Genomic DNA, 19853 nt, shown 5'->3' on the forward strand with positions numbered 1-19853 from the left:
TGAATAAATAGTTGCTAAATTAAAGAAACTTTATTTGGACATCTTAATTTAAATTAGAATACAAAGGTCTTGACATCAAATCAAAATTTATTAATGACTTTTTCTTGTGAAGTTTTTAAACATTAAGTTATTGTTATCAACTATGATTTTTCAGTAAAAGTATCAATAAAAAGATGTGTTTATAAACTATGAACATCTGTTAATTAAAATTAATTTTAATAAGATTATCAAGTATTTAACCTTTTTATATGTTGTTAATATATTTCTGAAAAATCAATCTAACTTAAAAAACAAAAAAAAAATACAAAAGTTATACCGCTATCAACACTATATTATAATCATCATTTTTATTTTAAATTTTAAAAAAAGAAAAAGATATATATATGATATATGTTGAAAACTATAAAAAGTATGGATAATAGAACTAGATAATTCTTAGATGAGAATTTGTGTTAAGATCATCTATGATTTTTTGAACCCTTATTTTATCCTTGGGATGGATTTTTAGATGGATTCCGCCAAGAGCGTTCGAGTAAAATGGAAAGACACCAATCATTGTTTCATTCTCAAAAAAATAAGAAATTCCTTCTCTTTCCAAAAGAAGTCGTAATATTGCATAATCGTTTGGATATGTAAAGGTTGCTATAGTTATAAAATCTTTCATGAAAAAAGTCCAGATAATTGATGATTTACAATATACAAATTATCTAAAAAAAGACTTAGTTGATTTGTGTTGCTTCCTTATCGGATAGGATCGTACCGTTTATTTCTGATTTTTTATTGGTATCAGTATGTTCGTCCATTGTGTTCCCAATATATACTGTAGCATAATATAAGCCTAATAGGAATATTAGGGTAAACAGAAATATTATCTTATGAATTTTTTTGACTTTAGGTATCATACTACTTAGTACCAAACGAATAATTAACAATCTTCGTATATTAAAATTAAGTAAATTTTAAGAAAAATAACAAGATTTGTTTAAATATTTTAAACGTAAACATTTGATTTACAGATATAATATTTTTTTAACTTTAAACAAGAATAAAATTTAATATTAAATAAAAGTTTATATGGAAAACAGCGAACCTTAAAAGATAAGCTGTAATTTTATATGATAAAATTTAAAAGACATTAATGAAAAGAAAAAGAAGAAGAGGAAGAAGGAAAAAGTCTCCCAAAATTGAAAACATTACACAAGGAATACTTAAGATACTTAAATCAGAACCTAACAAAACTTTTAATTATAAACAGATTGCCGGCAAGTTTGGTGTTGATGATCCTAGTAGTAGGAATCAAATAATTAAAAAGTTAACCCAATTAGCGGCCAAAAAAGAGATAGAGGAAGTAGATAGAGGAAAATTCAAAATAGTTCCTAATATTAACACTTTTACAGGAGTATTAGAATTAACTTCTAAAGGAACAGGATATGTTATCGTAGAAGAATTAGAAGATGATATTTTTGTACCAAATAATAATCTTAACAAAGCGCTAAATGGTGATGAGGTAGAAGTTTATGTATATAAAAGAAAGCGTAGAGGTAAGAGCGAGGGAGAAATTTCTAGAATCATATCAAGAAGTAAAAATGAGTTTGTCGGAGTTATAGAAATACAGAAGAACTATGCATTTGTAAATATGCAGGATTCTAGAATGTATACAGATATTTTTATCCCTAAGAACAAGATAAAAAATGCAGAAGATGGAGATAAGGTATTAGTAAAACTCGAAGATTGGCCAGAAAAAGCAGATTCTCCATTTGGAAAAGTGGTGAAAGTTCTTGGTAAACCAGGAGAACATAATACAGAGATTCATGCAATCTTAGCGCAATATGGGTTACCGTATGAGTTTCCATCCGAAGTTGAAAATTATGCAAATGAATTAGATACTTCCATTCAGGAATCAGAAATCAAAAAAAGGAGAGATATGCGTAAAACACTAACGTTTACTATCGATCCTAAAGATGCTAAAGACTTTGACGATGCACTTTCTTTTGAAATACTAGAAAATGGAAATTACGAAATAGGAATTCATATTGCAGATGTTTCTCATTACGTAAAACCAGGAACTATTCTGGATGACGAAGCTTATGAAAGAGCTACATCAGTGTATTTAGTAGATAGAGTAGTTCCTATGTTACCAGAAGTATTATCAAATAATGCTTGTTCGTTAAGACCTCATGAAGAAAAGTATACGTTTTCTGCTGTTTTTGAATTAAACAATAAAGCAGAAATTATAAAACAATGGTTTGGAAGAACAGTAACCTATTCGGATGCACGTTTTGCGTATGAAGAAGCACAACATATCATCGAGACTGGTAAAAACAGTATTCCGAAAGATATTTCGTTAACTGGAAAAGCATATAGTGCAGACCAAAAAATCGCCGATGCTATATTAAAACTGGACGAATTAGCAAAAATAATGCGGACTCAAAGAATGGGTAAAGGAGCTATTTCTTTTGATAAAGTCGAAGTTAAATTTAGTTTGAATGAAGAAAAGAACCCTGTAGGGGTGTTTTTTAAGACTTCTAAGGACGCTAATAAGCTTATTGAAGAGTTTATGCTATTAGCTAATAAAAAGGTCGCAGAATTCGTTGGAAAACAAAATCCAAAGAAAACATTTGTATATAGAGTACATGATGAACCTAATGATGAAAAACTTGCTGCTTTACAAAACATAATTGGAAGGTTTGGATATAAATTGGATTTGCGAGATCGAAAAACAACCACAAAATCATTAAATGGTTTGTTAAAAGATGTTCAAGGAAAAAAAGAACAAAATTTGGTCGATACCCTTGCAATACGAAGTATGAGTAAAGCAGAATATACTACTCATAATATTGGGCATTATGGATTAGCCTTTGATTATTATTCACATTTTACTTCACCAATTAGAAGATATCCTGATGTTATGGCACATCGTTTGTTACAACATTATTTGGATAACGGAAAAACTGTTGCAGAAGAAGAATATGAAGAAAAGTGTAATCATAGTAGCTCAATGGAGAATTTAGCGGCTAGTGCCGAAAGAGATTCTATTAAATATATGCAGATCAAATTCATGAAGGATCATGAAGATGAAGAATTTTTAGGCGTAATATCTGGAGTAACAGAGTGGGGGATTTATGTAGAAATTATAAATAATAAATGCGAAGGAATGATCAGATTAAAAGATATGAATGATGATCGTTATATTTTTGATCAGGATGAATATGCTATTATTGGCCAGAGTTCTAAAAAAATGTATCAGTTAGGAGATGAAGTGTATGTAAAGGTTAAGAATGCAGATCTAGTGAAGAGACATTTAGATTTTACATTGCTTGGTAGTAAAGAAGAATTAGAATAAAATAAATGTAATGATCGTTTATTAAAATAAAAATCACACAATTATCAAATTTAAAAGTAATAGGGAAATGAAAAAAGTAATAATTCTAACATTCTTATTAGTAGTATCAGGACTGCAAGCACAAAAAGTAATCACTAAAAATGTCGGTGATTTTAGTGAACTAAAAGTTTTTGATAAGATCGAAGTAAAATTATTAAAAGGTTCAGAAAATAAGGTCGAAATTTCTGGGATTAGTAGGAGAGAAGTAGATGTAGTACTTAAGGATGAAGTATTAAAAATAAAAATGTCATTAAGTAATACTTGGGATAATAATAATACAGAAGTAGTTGTGTATTATAAAGAAATATCAAAATTGGATGTGAATGAAGGAGCAAAGATTCGGGTAAAGGAGATTATCTCTGCGGATGAATTAGATTTACGAGCACAAGAAGGAGGTGATATCTATGCGGAAATTAAAACTGGTAGATTGTTAGCAAGAGCTGTTAGTGGTGGTGGATTGCATTTGGAAGGAAGTGCCGAAGAGCAAGAAGTAACTGTAAAAGCTGGAGGACAATTTATGGGAGAGGATTTAAAAACAAAAAGTACTCAGGTAAAAATTAGTGCAGGAGGAAGAGCAAATGTAAATGCAAGTGAATATGTAAAGGCTAATACAGCAGCTGGTGGAACTATTAGAATTTATGGAAATCCGGAAGAGGTCGATGGAAAAAAAGTTTTTGGAGGTAAAATTATTAAGGTAAACTAAGTAGTATTTTCTAACTTTGTAAGAAATATATCTACTTTTTTATGTTTCAGGATGCTCAAGCAGCAATATTTTTAGGTTTTATACTTGCCTTTTTAATTGGACCTGTTTTTTTTGTTTTATTAGAAACTGCCGCAATCAAAGGGTTTAGAGCGGCTTTGGCTGTAGATCTTGGAGTTATTTTTGCAGATATTGTCTTTATTTTAATCGCATATTTTAGTACAAATCAGATATTAGAAAAAATAAAGGATGATCCAGCGCTTTTTGTGTTTGGAGGAATGCTTTTAGCAACTTATGGTGCTATATCTTTTATCAAAGAGCGAAAAAATTATAATAAGCTTAGAGATACCTCCGTAGAAATTATTAATAAAAACAACTATCTAGTACTTTTTATAAAAGGTTTCTTATTAAACTTCATTAATATTGGTGTTTTAGGGTTTTGGATCGGTATCATTGTAGTGGCCGGACCACAAATGGATATGAATACGAATAGAATCATTGTTTTTTTTGCAATGGTTTTAATAACCTATTTATTCGTAGATATACTTAAAATGCTACTTGCTAAGAGATTAAAAAGAAAATTAACACCTAAACGTACTTACTTGATTAAAAGAGGTATTAGTATGATTATGGTTGTTTTTGGAATTTTTTTAATTGTAAAAGGAGTACTTCCTGATACAATGGAGCAGAAAATTCAAGATAGAATAGAGAAAATTACACCAGATTCTGGTTTTAAATAAAAAAAGTCCTGTTATTTTAACAGGACTTTTTTTTGAGGTGTCGAGCGGATTCGAACCGCTGTAGATGGTGTTGCAGACCACTGCCTAGCCACTCGGCCACGACACCCTTTTTAATCTTAGACGGCAAATGTAAAAAAATTTATGAATACTTCAGATGTATTTATCTTTTTTTACTTCTGGTAATTGTAACCATTTGTACATTTCCGCCAATAGGAGGATTAATTTTAGAGACATCTACCGTTGCTTTTTCAACCAATGGTAACTCTTCTAATATACGATTTAAAATTCGTTCAGCGGCATGTTCTAGTAGTTTAGAACGTATAGCCATTTCTTCTTTTACTATAAGATTAAGATGCACATAATCAACAGTATCTGAGAGCTGGTCAGAATGAGCCGATGTGTTCAAATCAGCTTTAACTTTTAGATCAACCCTATAATCAGAACCAATTTTTTTCTCCTCAACAAGGCATCCATGATATGCATAAACCTTGATATTTTTTAGTGTAATTAATCCCACAAATTTTTTTTACAAAGGTAATAGAATCTTTGTAAAGAATATACAAGGAAATACCCCTTTTGCATTAGGTTGTTGAAGCAATTAAACAGTAATTATATAATTGTTGTGTATCATTAGAAATATTAGGTAGTTTTGTGTTTTATTTTTATCAAATGACAGAAGAAAAAAAATCACTTAATTTTTTAGAACATATCGTAGAAGAGGATTTGGCTAATGGAATGGATCAGGAAGATTTACGTTTTCGTTTTCCTCCAGAACCAAATGGATATTTACATATAGGTCATACTAAAGCTATCGGAATTAGTTTTGGTATGGGTTTAAGATATAATGCTCCAGTAAATTTGCGTTTTGATGATACTAATCCTGCTAAAGAAGAGCAAGAATATGTAGATGCTATAAAGGAGGATATTAACTGGTTGGGTTATCAATGGGATAAAGAATGTTACTCTTCTGATTATTTTCAGCAATTATATGATTGGACGGTTCAATTAATAAAGAATGGAAAAGCTTATGTAGATAGCCAATCTTCGGAGGCTATTGCAGAACAGAAGGGTACTACAACAGAACCTGGTATTAATAGTCCATTTAGAGATAGAACGGTAGAAGAGAATTTAGATCTATTCGAAAGGATGAAAAACGGTCATTTTGAAGAGGGAGAACATGTTGTTAGGGCCAAAATAGATATGTCCGATCCCAACATGCTGATGAGGGATCCTTTAATGTATAGAATACTTAAAAAATCTCACCACAGAACGGGTGATAAATGGTGTATTTATCCTATGTATGATTGGACACATGGGGAAAGTGATTATATAGAAAATATATCACATTCTTTATGTTCTCTAGAATTTAAACCACATAGAAAATTGTACGATTGGTTTTTGGATCAAGTGTATGATAATGCAAGTATTAGGCCTAAACAACGGGAGTTTGCTAGACTAAACCTAAGTTATACTATTATGAGTAAACGTAAGTTGCTTAGATTGGTGAATGAAGGTGTAGTGAAAGGATGGGACGATCCTAGAATGCCTACAATTTCTGGATTACGAAGAAGAGGATATACTCCAGCATCAATTAGAAAATTTGTAGATACTGTAGGTGTGGCAAAAAGAGAGAATGTGATAGATGTATCGCTACTTGAATTTTGTGTTCGCGAAGATTTAAATAAAACAGCACCAAGAGTAATGGCGGTTTTGGATCCGGTAAAGCTAGTTATCACTAATTATCCTGATGGTGAAGAAGAATGGTTAGAAGCTGAAAATAATCCAGAAGACGAAGCTGCAGGAAGTAGAAAGGTACCTTTTTCTAAAGAATTATATATAGAGAGAGAAGATTTTAAAGAAGAAGCAGGACGAAAGTATTTTAGGCTTACATTAGACAAGGAAGTACGACTTAAAAACGCATATATTATCAAAGGTGAGAACGTTATAAAGGATAGCAATGGAGTAATAACTGAAATTCATTGTACGTATGACCCTAAGAGCAAATCAGGTAGTGGCACAGAAGAGTCTAAACGTAATGTAAAGGGAACATTACATTGGGTATCTATACACCATTCCATTCCAGCGGAAATAAGGTTGTATGATCGTTTATTTAACGATGAAGCTCCTGACAGTCACAAGGAAAAAGATTTTATGGAATTCTTGAACCCAAACTCTTTAAAAATAATTACGGGTTATGTAGAGCCTAGTTTAAAAGAATCAACACGTTTAGAAAGATTTCAGTTTCAAAGATTAGGTTATTTTAATGTAGATACTGATAGTACTTCGAATAGGTTAATTTTTAATAAGACTGTTGGTCTAAGGGATACTTGGGCTAAAGTTAAACCGGCTACACAGAATACTAGTACAAAAGCTCAAAAGCCTCAGAGTATAAAAATTGAAGTGTCTGCCATTAATGAGATTAAGAGAGCAGGGAAGAAGTATACAAACTTACCAGAAGATAAGAGAGAAGCTCTAAAATCAAAGATTTTGGTTGCTGCTAAGGATGTAGACATTGATGAATTAATTCCTTTGTACGGAACAGCTGCTAAGAAAATTGGAACAAGAATAGTAGTAACATTGGCGCTAGGAGTGGTATTGGAGGAAAAGGGTATTATGCCAGATCAAGATGCTATTGATTTTATAAAAAGAGGAAGAGATGATGCAAATGAGTTATTAAAAGCAGTGGCTGAACAAGTATCAAGCAAATTGGGACTATAAAGTTTTGATTACTTTTATAAATAAAAAAAGACGGATGATAGTCCGTCTTTTTTTGTTCTAATGTATGCTGTTAGAAATCTGCAATTTGCTCATCTTTAGGAATTTCTATATCCGTGTTGAAATTTCGAAATACCTTTTTAGTATCCTCATCGTCTAATAATTTGTTAGCATCTATAAAATACCATTTTTCTTTTTTCTTATTAAAAAATCCGAATAAAGAGGATTTAAATATCACGGTACGACCATTATAGTCCATTTCGATAGTATTTTTTACTAGGCAACGATATTCTTTTTTTTCTTTTCGTATATCAGTGACTTCATCAACTTGTGAGCTAACAATTTTAATTTTTTGAGCACTCATAGTTCTGAAGGTATCTTCTAAGTCTTGTTTCAATTGTTGGTTTCCTATTTTTTTCGATATTTTAGGATGTGTATGAAGCAAGAGCGTATTAACATCTTTTTTAACTGATGCCTCAGATACAATCTTGGCATCCCGTAGAGCTAGTTTTTCTAATTTGGACATGCTTTGGGAAAAAACACTTCCAGAAATAAATAGAAAGAGGAGTAAGTAATTTTTCATGACTTGCAATTATAAATGACTGTTTTTTTTCTTAATAAGAAAAATTTATTAATTATTTTTCTTAATTATTTTTATCTATTATAAACGGGTTTATATAAAAGACTATGAGCTTGAATAAAAGTTGCATAGTATGATTTTATATCTTTTTTCTTAAATGCGCTTAAAACCGTTTATTTTAGTTCTTATACAAAATTAGTAATTTATCTCATTAGATATTTTGAAAATTTGTAAAAAAATAAAATCCGATCACTAATGATGATCGGATTTTATTTTGTAATAAAAAATTCTTATTCTTCGGTATTTTTTCTACCAATACCTTTTTTGGCATTTTGGCGTTTCATTTCTTCTCCTATTTGGTTGGATGCTGTAAAGGATGCAATCATATTGTTCAGCATATCACTTCCTGCCTGTGGAGAGTTTGGTAGTAATATTAAATTACTATTAGTTTCTTCACCTATAGATTGTAAAGTATCATAGTGTTGGGTAACAACGATTAAAGCAGAGGCTTCCTGAGAATTGATTCCTACATTGTTTAAAACATCTACACTTTCTTCCAAACCTCTAGCAATTTCTCTTCGTTGATCTGCTATACCTTGACCTTGTAACCTTTTACTTTCTGCTTCAGCTCTAGCTTTTGCTACAATCTTAATACGTTCTGCTTCAGCTTCATATTCTGCAGCAACTTTTTCTCTTTCAGCGGCGTTAATTCTATTCATTGCTTCTTTTACCTGAAGATCTGGATCAATATCAGTAACAAGAGTTTTTATGATATCATACCCATAATTAACCATCGCTTCATTTAATTCTTGTTTTACAGCGATAGCAATATCGTCTTTTCTTTCAAAAACATCGTCAAGTTTCATCTTTGGTACTTCGGCACGTACTACATCAAACACATAAGATGTAATTTGATCATGTGGATTTTCTAGTTTATAGAAGGCGTCATAAACCTTATCTTTTATAACTTGAAATTGTACTGATATTTTTAAGCGTACAAATACGTCGTCCTTAGTTTTTGTTTCAACAATAACGTCTAATTGCTGTATCCTTAGATTGATACGACCAGCTATTCGATCAAAGACCGGAATTTTGAAATGTAAACCAGAATTGCGAATACTTAAGAATTTACCAAATCTCTCAACAACTGCAGCGGTCTGTTGTTTTACGGTGAATATTCCGGATATAAGTATGATAAATCCGAATATAATTATGGGTATAAAATATAGAGTCATTTGTTTTCAGATTAAATGTTATTAGATACTTTGAATTTACTAATTAATTGTAAATAGATAAATTTTATTTTGCAATAGTAATCATGGCAGTGGACATTCCAGAACTACTCGAGGTACCGAATGCTACAGAAATAATTTCCCATCCTTCTTTGGACGCTTTGTTAAGGGTATCTTCTACCTGTTTGCGTAGTTTTTCGGTTGACCAAAGATTGGATATTTTAAGTACTTTATATTGTTTTTCCATAGATGACAAAGTTTAAGATCGTTACTTTATCTGTATAGTTTTGGCCATAAATGTTACAAAATGAAATAAAATAGCCTGTTAAATTTATAACAGGCTATAGTAGATAACTTGAAAAATGGTAATTATAATCTTTCTATCGTTGCTTCAATTCTTTTAATAGTTTCTTCTTTTGAAATGATCGACATGATGTCAAATAGGTCTGGACCTTGTAAGGATCCAACTAAGGATATTCGGAGAGGCATCATAATTTTACCAAAACCAATTTCTTTCGATTTAATCCAACTTTTAACAATGTTGGAAACATTCTCTGATGAAAAATCACTAATATCACTTAAGATTCTTGTTAGTTCGTGCATGAGAGATGCTGTGTCTTCTTTCCATGCTTTTTTAACTGCTTTTTCATCACATTCAGAAGGAGCAATGAATAAGAATGAGCTAAGATCCCAAAGATCATTTGTAAAAACAGCTCTTTCTTTAATGAGACCAACAACTTTTTTTAAATCAAAGGAGGAAGAGATATTCTTCTTTTGTAGAATATTTTTCAATTGTTCCACGTGTAGAACTTCATCTGTATTCTGAAAATGTTGTTGTTGAAACCATTTTGTTTTTTCAGGGTCAAATTTAGCTCCAGCTTTATTTACTCTCCCAAGATCAAATGCTTGGATAAGTTGTTTTAGGGAGAAGATTTCTTGTTCCGTACCGGGATTCCATCCTAAGAACGCTAGCATGTTAATAACTGCTTCAGGTAGATAACCATCTTCTCTATATCCAGAGGCGATTTCTTTTGTTTTTGGATCTATCCATTGCAAAGGAAACACGGGAAAACCTCCTTTGATACCATCTCTTTTTCCTAATTTACCTTTTCCAGTAGGTTTTAGGATAAGTGGTAGGTGAGAAAAACTAGGAGCGTCCCATCCTAATGATCTATACAATAGTACATGTAATGGTAGAGAAGGTAACCATTCTTCGCCACGAATAACATGAGTGATTTCCATTAGATGATCATCTACGATATTAGCTAAGTGATACGTTGGCATACCATCACTCTTAAAAAGTATTTTATCATCAAGTACATTGGTTTCTATAGTAATCGTACCTCTTACTTCATCTGTAAGTTGAAGAGTTTCGTCTATTGGACACTTAAAACGAATAACATAAGGATCTCCAGAATTAATTTTTTTGGATATTTCATTCTCGGATAATGACAATGAGTTATTTAATTTTTCTCTATTATGCCAATTGTAAATGAATGTCTTTCCGTTTTCTTCATGTTCTTTACGATGTAGATCTAATTCTTCTGAGGTATCGAAAGCATAATAGGCATGACCATTTTGGATAAGTTGGTCTGCATACTGTTTATACAAATGTTTTCGTTCGCTTTGTCTGTAAGGACCATAGTTGCCTTCCTTTCCAGGGCCTTCGTCAAAAGGAATATTACACCAGTTTAGTGCGTCAATTACATAATCTTCAGCTCCTGGAACGTAACGATTTTGATCTGTATCTTCTATACGAAGAACAAAAGTTCCTTTATGTTTTTTAGTAAATAAGTAATTAAATAAAGCAGTTCTTACACCACCAATATGTAGGGGACCGGTAGGACTTGGAGCAAATCGTACACGTGGTTTGTTTGTCATAGTTAAATGTTTTAAACCGTAAGGTTATAAAAGAAATGACAAAGATACGATCTTATGAAAGTGTACAAAAAGGATTTAAAACAATTAATTATGAAAGGTCATATTGGTTTCATTTCACGTGGAACACGTTTATTCATTAACATAAACCATAATGGAGGAAACAATGAAAGTACCATCGAGGTCGGATAGCCAAAGGGTAGTTGTGGACTTTGGTTATGGTGATCAAGAATCTGATATTTTTTAGAAGCTCTATAATGATGATCACTATGGCGAGTAAGTTCAAAAAGAAGAATACGGCCTAATAGATGATTGGAGTTCCATGAATGTATTTCCCGAACTCTTTCGTAACGTCCAGAATTAGTTTTCTTTCGAATAAGGCCATAATGTTCAATGTAATTAATAGTTTCTAAAAGCAAAAAGCCAACAGTACCACAAGATATAACAACCCATAGACCTGTTAAATCGAATGTTAAATAGGTTATACCTAGATAGCATGTTGTGATAATCATATACCAAAACATATCGTTTTTGAATGATAGAAATGAACGATCATTTTTTTTCAGAAGTGTTCGTTGGATTTTCCAAGCACTAAGGTATTGTCCGATTACAGAAGTAATCCAAAAAATGTATACAGGTTGATTATAACGAGCTGTAGCAGGATCATCTGTGGTGGCAGCTTTTAGATGGTGACCAAAATTATGTTCTATATAAAAATGCATGTATAACGACGGAAGTAGAAGAGCTTTAGCGATGAATCTTTCGTTAGAAAATCTATGTCCCAATTCATGACCTACGTTTATTCCATTAGCACCAAGAACTATTCCTGTAGATATAATAATTCCTACAATTTCAAATGTTTTTAACTCATTGGAGGAAATCGTATAAAGAGCATAAAATAGTATTAAATAAATCAAAGGGAGGTTTATATATAAAAGCCAATCGAATAGTTTTTTTTTGGATTTGGTTAATCTAGTATTGGGGTCTAAATTTTCTTCGGATGATGGAGTAAAAAGTTCAATTATTGGTATAATACCAAAAACATAGATAGGGGTTAGGTAGGTATAAATATCCATGAGATAGATACTTAAAATTGCAACTAAGGGTATGCTATAAGCAGATATGTATTTAAGATCTTTCATAACAAGTTATAATCTAGGGTTTTGAATTATAATAAATATAACAAATCTATAAGAAATAAAGTTGTAGTTTTATAAATTACTGAAAAAGAATACGTGAAGTTATGAGCAGTTTTGAGTTAATCAAAAATAAACTAGAAAGTTTTATTAGGAAATATTATACGAATGAATTGATTAAAGGTTTAATTCTCTTTGCTGCTATTGGGTTATTGTATTTCTTGATTACTTTGTTAATTGAGTATGTTTTTTGGTTAAGTAAACTTTGGAGGACAATATTATTTTGGATGTTTATTATTGTAGAGGTAAGTCTGTTTTCGAAGTTTATAGTGATTCCTTTATTTAAATTATTCAAACTTACTAGAGGTATTGATTACGAAAGAGCATCTAAAATTATAGGAGATCATTTTCCAAAAGTAAATGATAAATTATTAAATCTATTGCAGTTAAGTGAAAATAATTCTTCATCTTCTTTATTGTTAGCGAGTATTGAGCAAAAATCCCAAGAGTTAAGTCCGGTTCCATTTAGAACAGCTATAGATTTCAAGAAAAACGCAAAATATCTAAAATATATGGCTATTCCAGTTTGTGTTTTTTTACTAGTAAGTATATTTAATAAAAACAGTTGGTATTCAGAAAGTTATAATAGAGTGGTTAACTATGGGACGGCATATGAACCGCCTGCGCCGTTTCAATTTTTTGTAATAAACGAGAACTTGAATGCATTTGAGAATGAAGATTTTGTTCTAAAGGTACGTACTAGTGGCGATGTGATTCCAGAAAGTGTGAGTATCAATTATGAGGGAGAAACTTACTTTTTGAAAAATAATAAAGAAGCGGAGTATGAATATACTTTTATTCAACCAAAGAAGTCAGTTAGTTTTAGGTTGTCTGCAAGTGACGTGCTTTCTAAGGATTATGAGTTAAATGTTGTTCCCGTACCAACCTTGTTGGATTTTAAAATGAATTTAGATTATCCTGATTATACACAGAAAAAGGATGAAAGCTTAAATAGTTCCGGAAATGCAATTGTCCCAGAGGGAACGAAGGTATCTTGGTCGGTAAATACTAGAAATACTGAGTATGTTAACATGATTTCGAAGGATTCAGTAATAACTTTTAGAAAGGATAAATCTACGTTTAGATATGGAAATAGATTATATGGAAATTGGGATTATCAGATAACATCGTCTAATAAAGATATTAAGAATTATGACAATTTATCTTTTAGTATAAACGTAATCAAGGATCAGTATCCTGAAATCAATTTAAGTTCAGAGAAGGATAGTATAGATAATAGTACACTTTATTTTTTTGGTAGAGTAAGCGATGACTATGGTTTAAGAGGTTTGAATTTGGTGTATTATAATAGTGATAAAGATGATGTAAAAATAAGGAAAACGATAAGTATTAGTTCCGCTACTTTCGATGAATTTATATATGTCTTTCCTGGTGATTTGGATTTGGATAACGGGGTTAATTATGATTTTTATTTTGAATTATATGATAATGACGGTGTGAATGGTAGCAAATCAACAAAAAGTCAAGTGTTTAGTTTTAGGAAATTAACCAATTTAGAGGAGGATAAGAAAAGACTAAATGAACAAAATGAGGCTATTTCTGGTCTGAATAAATCATTAAAGAAATTTAAGGAGCAGGAAAGTGATTTAAGTGAATTGAGTAAAATTCAGAAAGAGAAGAAACAATTAGATTTCAATGATAAAAAGAAATTAGAGGATTATCTAAAGAGACAAAAGGAACAGGAAAAGATGATGCAAAACTTTTCTAAAAAATTAAAAGATAATCTTGATCAATTGGATGAGAAAAAAGAGGAGGAACCTTTTAAAGATGCGTTAAAAGAAATGATGGAGCGTAATGAGGAAAAGCTAAAGAAAAATGAAAAATTATTAGAAGAGATAAATAAGTTGTCAGAGAAGATCCAGAAGGAGGAGTTAACAGAAAAATTGGAGGAGCTGGCTAAAGAAAATAAGAATTTGAAGAAGAATTTAGAACAGCTTTTGGAGCTTACTAAGAGATATTATGTTATTCAGAAACACGAAAAGTTAGTAGAGGAGTTAAATCAGCTTGCTAAAGAACAGGAAGAGTTATCCGAAAAGGAAGAAGGAAACACTAAGGAAGAACAGGATAAACTAAATGAAAAGTTTGAGAAGTTTCAGGAAGAAATGAAGGAATTGAGAAAGGATAATGAGAAGTTGAAGAAACCTATGAATTTAGATCAAGAGCAAAAAGAAGAAGAAAGTATCAAGGAGGAACAGGAGAACGCTAGTGATAATTTAGATAAAAAGAAGAAGTCAGATGCGAAGAAAAATCAGAAAAGTGCTGCTCAGAAAATGAAACAAATGAGTAGTGGAATGCAGATGCAGATGCAAATGTCTGGTGGAGAACAGCAACAAGAAGATATGGAAATGTTAAGGCAAATTCTGGATAATCTAGTAGATTTTTCAATAGAACAAGAAGGGCTAATGAAAGGTTTCAAAGGAATAAATAATAATAATCCAACCTACTCATCAAAGTTGAAAAAGCAGAGTGTTTTAAGAGAGAACTTCATCCATATAGATGATAGTTTATATGCATTGGCGTTACGGCAACCAAAGATATCAGATGAGGTAACTAGTAAATTAACGGATATAGAATTTAATATTGATAAATCATTAGAACGTTTGTCGGAGAATCAAGTCATACAAGGAACAGCAAATCAGCAGTACGCAGTAACAGGTTCAAATGATTTGGCTTATTTTTTAAGTAAGGCGTTAGATCAAATGCAAAACAGTATGTCAGCTTCTGGAAAGGGTAATAGTGGTGATTCAAGAGGATTTCAGTTACCTGATATTATAAAAAAACAAGGTGAATTGAATGACCAGATGAAGGAGGGAACTGAGAAAGGCAAGAAGCAGGGTGAACAACATGGACAACAAGAAGGTCAGTCCAACCAAGGTGGTTCAGGGGAGAATGGAGAAAAAGGCAAAGGAGAAAGCGGAAAAGAAAAAGGAGAAAATAAAGGTGGAAAAAATGGTAATGGAGAATCTGATAGTGAACAAGAGATTGATAATGGAGAATTGTATGAGATATATAAACAACAACAGCAATTAAGAAATGCGCTACAGGATAAACTTAAAAAAGAAGGGATAGGAGGCAGTAAAGGTAGCGCGTTGTTAAAGAAAATAGAGCAAGTGGAAAATGAGTTATTAGAAAAAGGATTTAATAACAACACTCTTAGTAAGATGTTGAATCTAAAACATGAGTTATTAAAGCTAGAAGACGCTACATTGGAACAAGGAGAAGAGGATAGAAGAGAAAGTAAAACAAATCAAACATTGTTTAAAAACGACGCAAACAGTCAACTTCATAAGGCGCAACAATATTTTAATACTACTGAGATATTAAACAGACAAGTGTTACCTTTGCGGCAAAATCACAAAAGAAAGGTTCAAGAATATTTTAAAAAGGAAAATGATTAATTTTTTTTATGAATCGGTAAGCACGAAAATTAATGAGACGCCTACTGTAAGTTGGTTGAACAGAGTGGCTGTTTCCGAGAAGAAGTCAATTGGTGAGATTAGTTTAATATTGTGTTTAGATGATTATTTATTGGACATTAATCAGAAATATTTAAACCATGATACGTATACAGATATAATCAGTTTTGATAATACGATGGGTAATGAACTGTCTGGGGATATTTTTATATCTGTAGATCGGGTAAAGGAGAATGCTGAAATTTTTGATATGAATTTTGAGGAAGAATTAAGACGGGTTATGGTTCATGGACTGTTGCATTTTTGTGGTTACAAAGACAAAACGGAAGATGAAAAATCAGTTATGAGACAAAAAGAAAATGAAAAACTAAAGATGTTCCACGTGGAACATCTTTAGTTTGTTTTTCTAATTTGTTCCACGTGGAACAAATTTTAAAATAGTTAAATGTTCCACGTGGAACAAATGTAAGTGAAATATGTTTGATAAAGAATATGATGTAGTGGTTGTTGGAGGAGGACACGCAGGAAGTGAAGCTGCGGCGTCAGCCGCTAATTTAGGTTGTAGCACATTATTAATTACAATGAATTTGCAAAACATTGCTCAAATGAGTTGTAATCCGGCAATGGGTGGCATAGCAAAAGGACAAATAGTAAGAGAGATTGACGCTTTGGGTGGATACAGTGGAATTGTGAGCGATAGAACTGCTATACAGTTTAAGATGTTGAATAAATCAAAAGGCCCAGCTATGTGGAGTCCAAGAGTCCAAAGTGATAGAATGAGATTTGCAGAAGAATGGAGGTTGCTTTTAGAACAAACACCAAATTTGGACTTCTATCAAGAAATGGTGAATGGATTATTGATCGAAGGAGGAAAGGTTGTGGGTGTAAGAACATCATTGGGAATTGAGGTAAAAGCCAAAACCGTAGTGTTAACGAATGGAACTTTTTTGAATGGTTTGATTCATATCGGAGAAAAACAATTCGGAGGAGGAAGAGCAGGAGAAAGAGCTGCAACTGGTATTACAGAGCAGTTGATAGATTTGGGTTTCGATTCGGGAAGAATGAAAACCGGAACGCCACCTCGTGTAGATGGAAGATCTTTAGATTATTCTAAGATGATGGAACAACCAGGTGACGATAATCCAGAAAAGTTTAGTTATTCTGATTTATCAAAACCACTTACTGAACAAAGGTCTTGTTTTATGACATACACTTCTCCAGAGGTTCACGATTTACTTAGAGAAGGGTTCGATAGGTCTCCAATGTTTAATGGAAGAATTAAAAGTATCGGACCTAGATATTGCCCTTCAATAGAAGATAAGATTAATCGATTTGCCGATAAAGAAAGGCATCAAATGTTTATTGAACCAGAAGGGTGGAATACAGTAGAGGTATATGTAAACGGATTTTCTACATCATTACCGGAAGATGTTCAGTTTAAAGCTTTACGTTCGGTTGTGGGGTTTGAAAATGTAAAATTCTTTAGACCAGGTTATGCAATAGAATATGATTACTTTCCACCTACGCAGTTAACACATACTTTGGAAACAAAGTTAATTGACGGTTTGTTTTTCGCAGGACAAATTAATGGAACTACTGGATACGAGGAAGCAGCTTCTCAGGGTTTAATGGCAGGAATAAATGCGGCGCTAAAAGTTAAAGAAGAGGAGTCATTTATTTTAACTAGAAGCGAAGCTTATATTGGAGTTTTAATTGATGATCTAATAACTAAAGGGACGGAAGAGCCATACAGAATGTTTACATCAAGAGCAGAGTATAGAACTTTATTAAGACAAGATAATGCAGACTTTAGGTTAACTCCTGTTGCTCACAAGATCGGATTGGCTTCCGATGATCGTTTATTAAGAATGGAAGAAAAGCAAAAGAAGTCCGATAATTTTGTTCAGTTTTTTAAGGAGACAAGTGTAACTCCGATTGAGGCGAATCCAGTATTGAAGGAAAAAGGATCTTCTCCGATAAACCAAAGTGGTAAAATGTTTAAGATTTTTGCACGACCTCAAATAAATTTAGAAGATATGAGACGCTTGGAAAAAGTAGCTGACTATATTGAAAAAAATGAATTAGACAAGGAAGTGTTAGAACAAACAGAAATACAGGTTAAATATTCAGGTTATATAGAAAAAGAAAAAAATAATGCTGATAAATTAAACCGATTGGAAAACATTAAGATTCCAAAAGACTTTGATTATACTAAATTGAAGTCATTATCTTATGAAGCATGTGAGAAGATGACGAGAATTAAACCTGCTACGATTTCTCAAGCATCAAGAATTAGTGGAGTATCGCCTAGTGATATATCAGTGCTTTTAGTTTATATGGGTCGATGAGTGATTTTGTAATATGTAAACAAGAAAGAGCGTTAAAGGCAAAAATATTGGTGACAATCGTTTTTGTTTTTTCTGTTTTGATGCTTCTTTTTGGAAAAGAAGAATTGTGGTCAAGAATATGGTTGGTTGTGTTCTCTTCTCTTTTTTTTGGCTTTTCAACCTCTTATAAGATTGATAGGGATTTTGAAAATTATAAATTGTTTTCTGTGTTTGGTTTGGTGTTTTTTAAAACAAAACTGAATTTGGATTTTCCAGATTATGTTTCAGTGTTTTCGGGCAGTTTTGTTCAGAATAATGATTGGAGTTCAGTAAGTGCCATTGGAACAAAAGAAAGACATAATAAATACGTTGTTCGTTTTTTTAAGGAAAATAAAAAAACAACGTTGTTTCGGTCTGAAAAATATGATAAAGCTTTAAAAAAAGCTAATGAGTTAAGTAAACTTTTAAATGTTGAAGTTTTTGATGCTACAAAATCTTAGTTCCACGTGGAACATTCAATACTTGATTATAACTTTTGATATATATAATAAAAACTAATATCATGTCAATTGGTGAAGATTAATAGAAGTAGTTAAGGATTTTAGTTGGTTTAGAATAAATAATGAATAACGAAAAAGAATATTATTTAGAATGTAAAGATTATACAGTTTCAGGAGAGCTGTTTAAATTGTATAAAGATGAAAAATATGATATGCTTGTAACTGTTCCTAAACCATCCGAAGATGTCTTAGGGAGATATTATGAAAGTGATGATTATATTTCTCATACCGATTCAAAAAGAACATTTTTCGAAAAACTATATCACCTTGTAAAGAGTTACTCATTAAGAAAAAAGGTTCGTCTAATAACTGAATTAAATAATCAGCCAGGCACGCTACTAGATATTGGTGCAGGAACTGGAGATTTTTTGATGCAAGCCAAGAAACAGCGATGGGATACAGTAGGGGTTGAACCAAACGATCAAGCTAAAAAACAAGCAAAAAGTAAAGGAATATTGTTAGAAGCGACGACAGCTAACTTATCTTCGAATAATTTTGACGTGATTACCATGTGGCATGTTCTTGAACACGTACCAAATTTGTCTGCTCAAATTAAAGAATTAAAGAGACTCTTAAAACCAAATGGTTACCTTATTATTGCTGTTCCTAATTTTAAGTCGTATGATGCGCAATATTATAATTGTCATTGGGCTGCCTATGATGTGCCTAGGCATTTATGGCATTTTTCTGAAAATGCGATAGAAAACCTTTTTCAGGAAGAAAAAATAAAACTTCAAAAAACATTACCGCTGTTGTTCGACTCTTTTTATGTCTCATTATTATCGGAAAAATATAAAAATGGGAAAATGAATTTTATAAGGGCTATTCGACGAGGTTTTGTTTCTAATCTTAAAGCACGAAGATCAAAGCAGTATTCTTCTCATATTTATGTGCTAAAAAACGATTAATTTGTTTTTTTAGGTTTTTTAAAGACGATTTAAGGACTTTAGTTATCTAACCCATAGGAAATTTATAAAAACAGCTTAAAAAGCTTTATTTTAAGTCTTTTTTAATTGATTTTGATAATTACAAAAGACTTAGTAATTGTTTTTTCTTATGGTGAGTTAATTTGATGATGTTAAAAGGATAACATATACTGAACTTTG

At 31.7% G+C, this 19853-nt stretch carries 16 protein-coding genes and 1 tRNA gene; 9 read left to right on the forward strand and 8 right to left on the reverse strand.

Translation table 11 applies throughout. The features are described 5' to 3' along the window. Positions 1 to 424 precede the first annotated feature (424 nt). Complete coding sequence (locus tag ABD077_RS03425; RefSeq protein WP_343910514.1) at positions 425 to 664, reverse strand: DUF2007 domain-containing protein; 240 nt, start codon at positions 662 to 664, stop codon at positions 425 to 427. A 474-nt stretch (positions 665 to 1138) separates the two neighbouring features. Here ABD077_RS03425 and rnr point away from each other — a divergent pair, with 474 nt between their 5' ends. The 3 genes from rnr to ABD077_RS03440 all read left to right on the forward strand — a co-directional run bounded on the left by rnr (position 1139) and on the right by ABD077_RS03440 (position 4822). Further along, positions 1139 to 3343, forward strand: a complete 2205-nt coding sequence (gene rnr, locus ABD077_RS03430; protein ID WP_343910516.1) for a ribonuclease R — start codon at positions 1139 to 1141, stop codon at positions 3341 to 3343. 67 nt (positions 3344 to 3410) lie between these two features. Beyond that, positions 3411 to 4085 carry a head GIN domain-containing protein gene (locus tag ABD077_RS03435; protein WP_343910518.1) on the forward strand — a complete coding sequence of 225 codons (675 nt, stop codon included), beginning with the start codon at positions 3411 to 3413 and terminating at the stop codon, positions 4083 to 4085. Positions 4086 to 4126: 41 nt separating this feature from the next. After that, on the forward strand, positions 4127 to 4822 hold the full coding sequence (locus ABD077_RS03440; RefSeq protein WP_343910520.1) for a LysE family translocator: 696 nt from the start codon (positions 4127 to 4129) through the stop codon (positions 4820 to 4822). A gap of 35 nt (positions 4823 to 4857) precedes the next feature. Here the strand turns inward: ABD077_RS03440 and ABD077_RS03445 are convergent. Continuing rightward, a tRNA-Cys gene (locus ABD077_RS03445) sits at positions 4858 to 4928 on the reverse strand. A 54-nt stretch (positions 4929 to 4982) separates the two neighbouring features. Then, entirely contained in the window at positions 4983 to 5339 is a 357-nt protein-coding gene (gene folB, locus ABD077_RS03450; protein WP_299609700.1) for a dihydroneopterin aldolase, read from the reverse strand. Positions 5340 to 5491: 152 nt separating this feature from the next. Here folB and ABD077_RS03455 point away from each other — a divergent pair, with 152 nt between their 5' ends. After that, a complete protein-coding gene (locus tag ABD077_RS03455; protein WP_343910523.1) occupies positions 5492 to 7540 on the forward strand; it encodes a glutamine--tRNA ligase/YqeY domain fusion protein in 2049 nt (682 codons plus the stop codon). Between the two features lie 70 nt (positions 7541 to 7610). On the opposite strand, the gene ABD077_RS03460 is transcribed toward ABD077_RS03455, so the two are convergent. The 5 genes from ABD077_RS03460 to ABD077_RS03480 form a co-directional block, all read right to left on the reverse strand. Next, complete coding sequence (locus ABD077_RS03460) at positions 7611 to 8120, reverse strand: hypothetical protein (protein ID WP_343910525.1); 510 nt, start codon at positions 8118 to 8120, stop codon at positions 7611 to 7613. Positions 8121 to 8407: 287 nt separating this feature from the next. Beyond that, positions 8408 to 9352 (reverse strand): SPFH domain-containing protein, encoded by a 945-nt coding sequence (locus ABD077_RS03465; RefSeq protein WP_343910527.1) that lies wholly within the window; start codon positions 9350 to 9352, stop codon positions 8408 to 8410. A 64-nt stretch (positions 9353 to 9416) separates the two neighbouring features. Further along, a complete protein-coding gene (locus ABD077_RS03470) occupies positions 9417 to 9596 on the reverse strand; it encodes a DUF4177 domain-containing protein (protein WP_343910529.1) in 180 nt (59 codons plus the stop codon). Positions 9597 to 9718: 122 nt separating this feature from the next. Continuing rightward, positions 9719 to 11230: a glutamate--tRNA ligase gene (gene gltX / locus ABD077_RS03475; protein WP_343910531.1), complete on the reverse strand. Its 1512-nt coding sequence runs from the start codon at positions 11228 to 11230 to the stop codon at positions 9719 to 9721. A 98-nt stretch (positions 11231 to 11328) separates the two neighbouring features. Further along, a complete protein-coding gene (locus ABD077_RS03480; protein WP_343910533.1) occupies positions 11329 to 12369 on the reverse strand; it encodes an alkane 1-monooxygenase in 1041 nt (346 codons plus the stop codon). A 101-nt stretch (positions 12370 to 12470) separates the two neighbouring features. Here ABD077_RS03480 and ABD077_RS03485 point away from each other — a divergent pair, with 101 nt between their 5' ends. From ABD077_RS03485 to ABD077_RS03505, 5 genes are all read left to right on the forward strand, one after another. Next, complete coding sequence (locus ABD077_RS03485) at positions 12471 to 15842, forward strand: hypothetical protein (protein ID WP_343910535.1); 3372 nt, start codon at positions 12471 to 12473, stop codon at positions 15840 to 15842. After that, the gene (gene ybeY, locus ABD077_RS03490) at positions 15835 to 16257 is read left to right on the forward strand and encodes an rRNA maturation RNase YbeY (RefSeq protein WP_343910537.1); all 423 of its coding nucleotides are present in this window, start codon (positions 15835 to 15837) and stop codon (positions 16255 to 16257) included. Before ABD077_RS03485 ends, ybeY begins: the two co-directional genes overlap by 8 nt. 79 nt (positions 16258 to 16336) lie before the next feature. Then, complete coding sequence (gene mnmG, locus ABD077_RS03495) at positions 16337 to 18208, forward strand: tRNA uridine-5-carboxymethylaminomethyl(34) synthesis enzyme MnmG (protein WP_343910539.1); 1872 nt, start codon at positions 16337 to 16339, stop codon at positions 18206 to 18208. After that, on the forward strand, positions 18205 to 18687 hold the full coding sequence (locus tag ABD077_RS03500) for a hypothetical protein (RefSeq protein WP_343910541.1): 483 nt from the start codon (positions 18205 to 18207) through the stop codon (positions 18685 to 18687). The genes mnmG and ABD077_RS03500 overlap by 4 nt, the downstream gene beginning before the upstream one ends. A gap of 122 nt (positions 18688 to 18809) precedes the next feature. After that, complete coding sequence (locus ABD077_RS03505; protein WP_343910543.1) at positions 18810 to 19655, forward strand: class I SAM-dependent methyltransferase; 846 nt, start codon at positions 18810 to 18812, stop codon at positions 19653 to 19655. Positions 19656 to 19853: the final 198 nt, after the last annotated feature.

Origin of the sequence: Aquimarina litoralis (assembly GCF_039523995.1) — a bacterium.
Classification (GTDB): Bacteria; Bacteroidota; Bacteroidia; order Flavobacteriales; family Flavobacteriaceae; genus Aquimarina; species Aquimarina litoralis.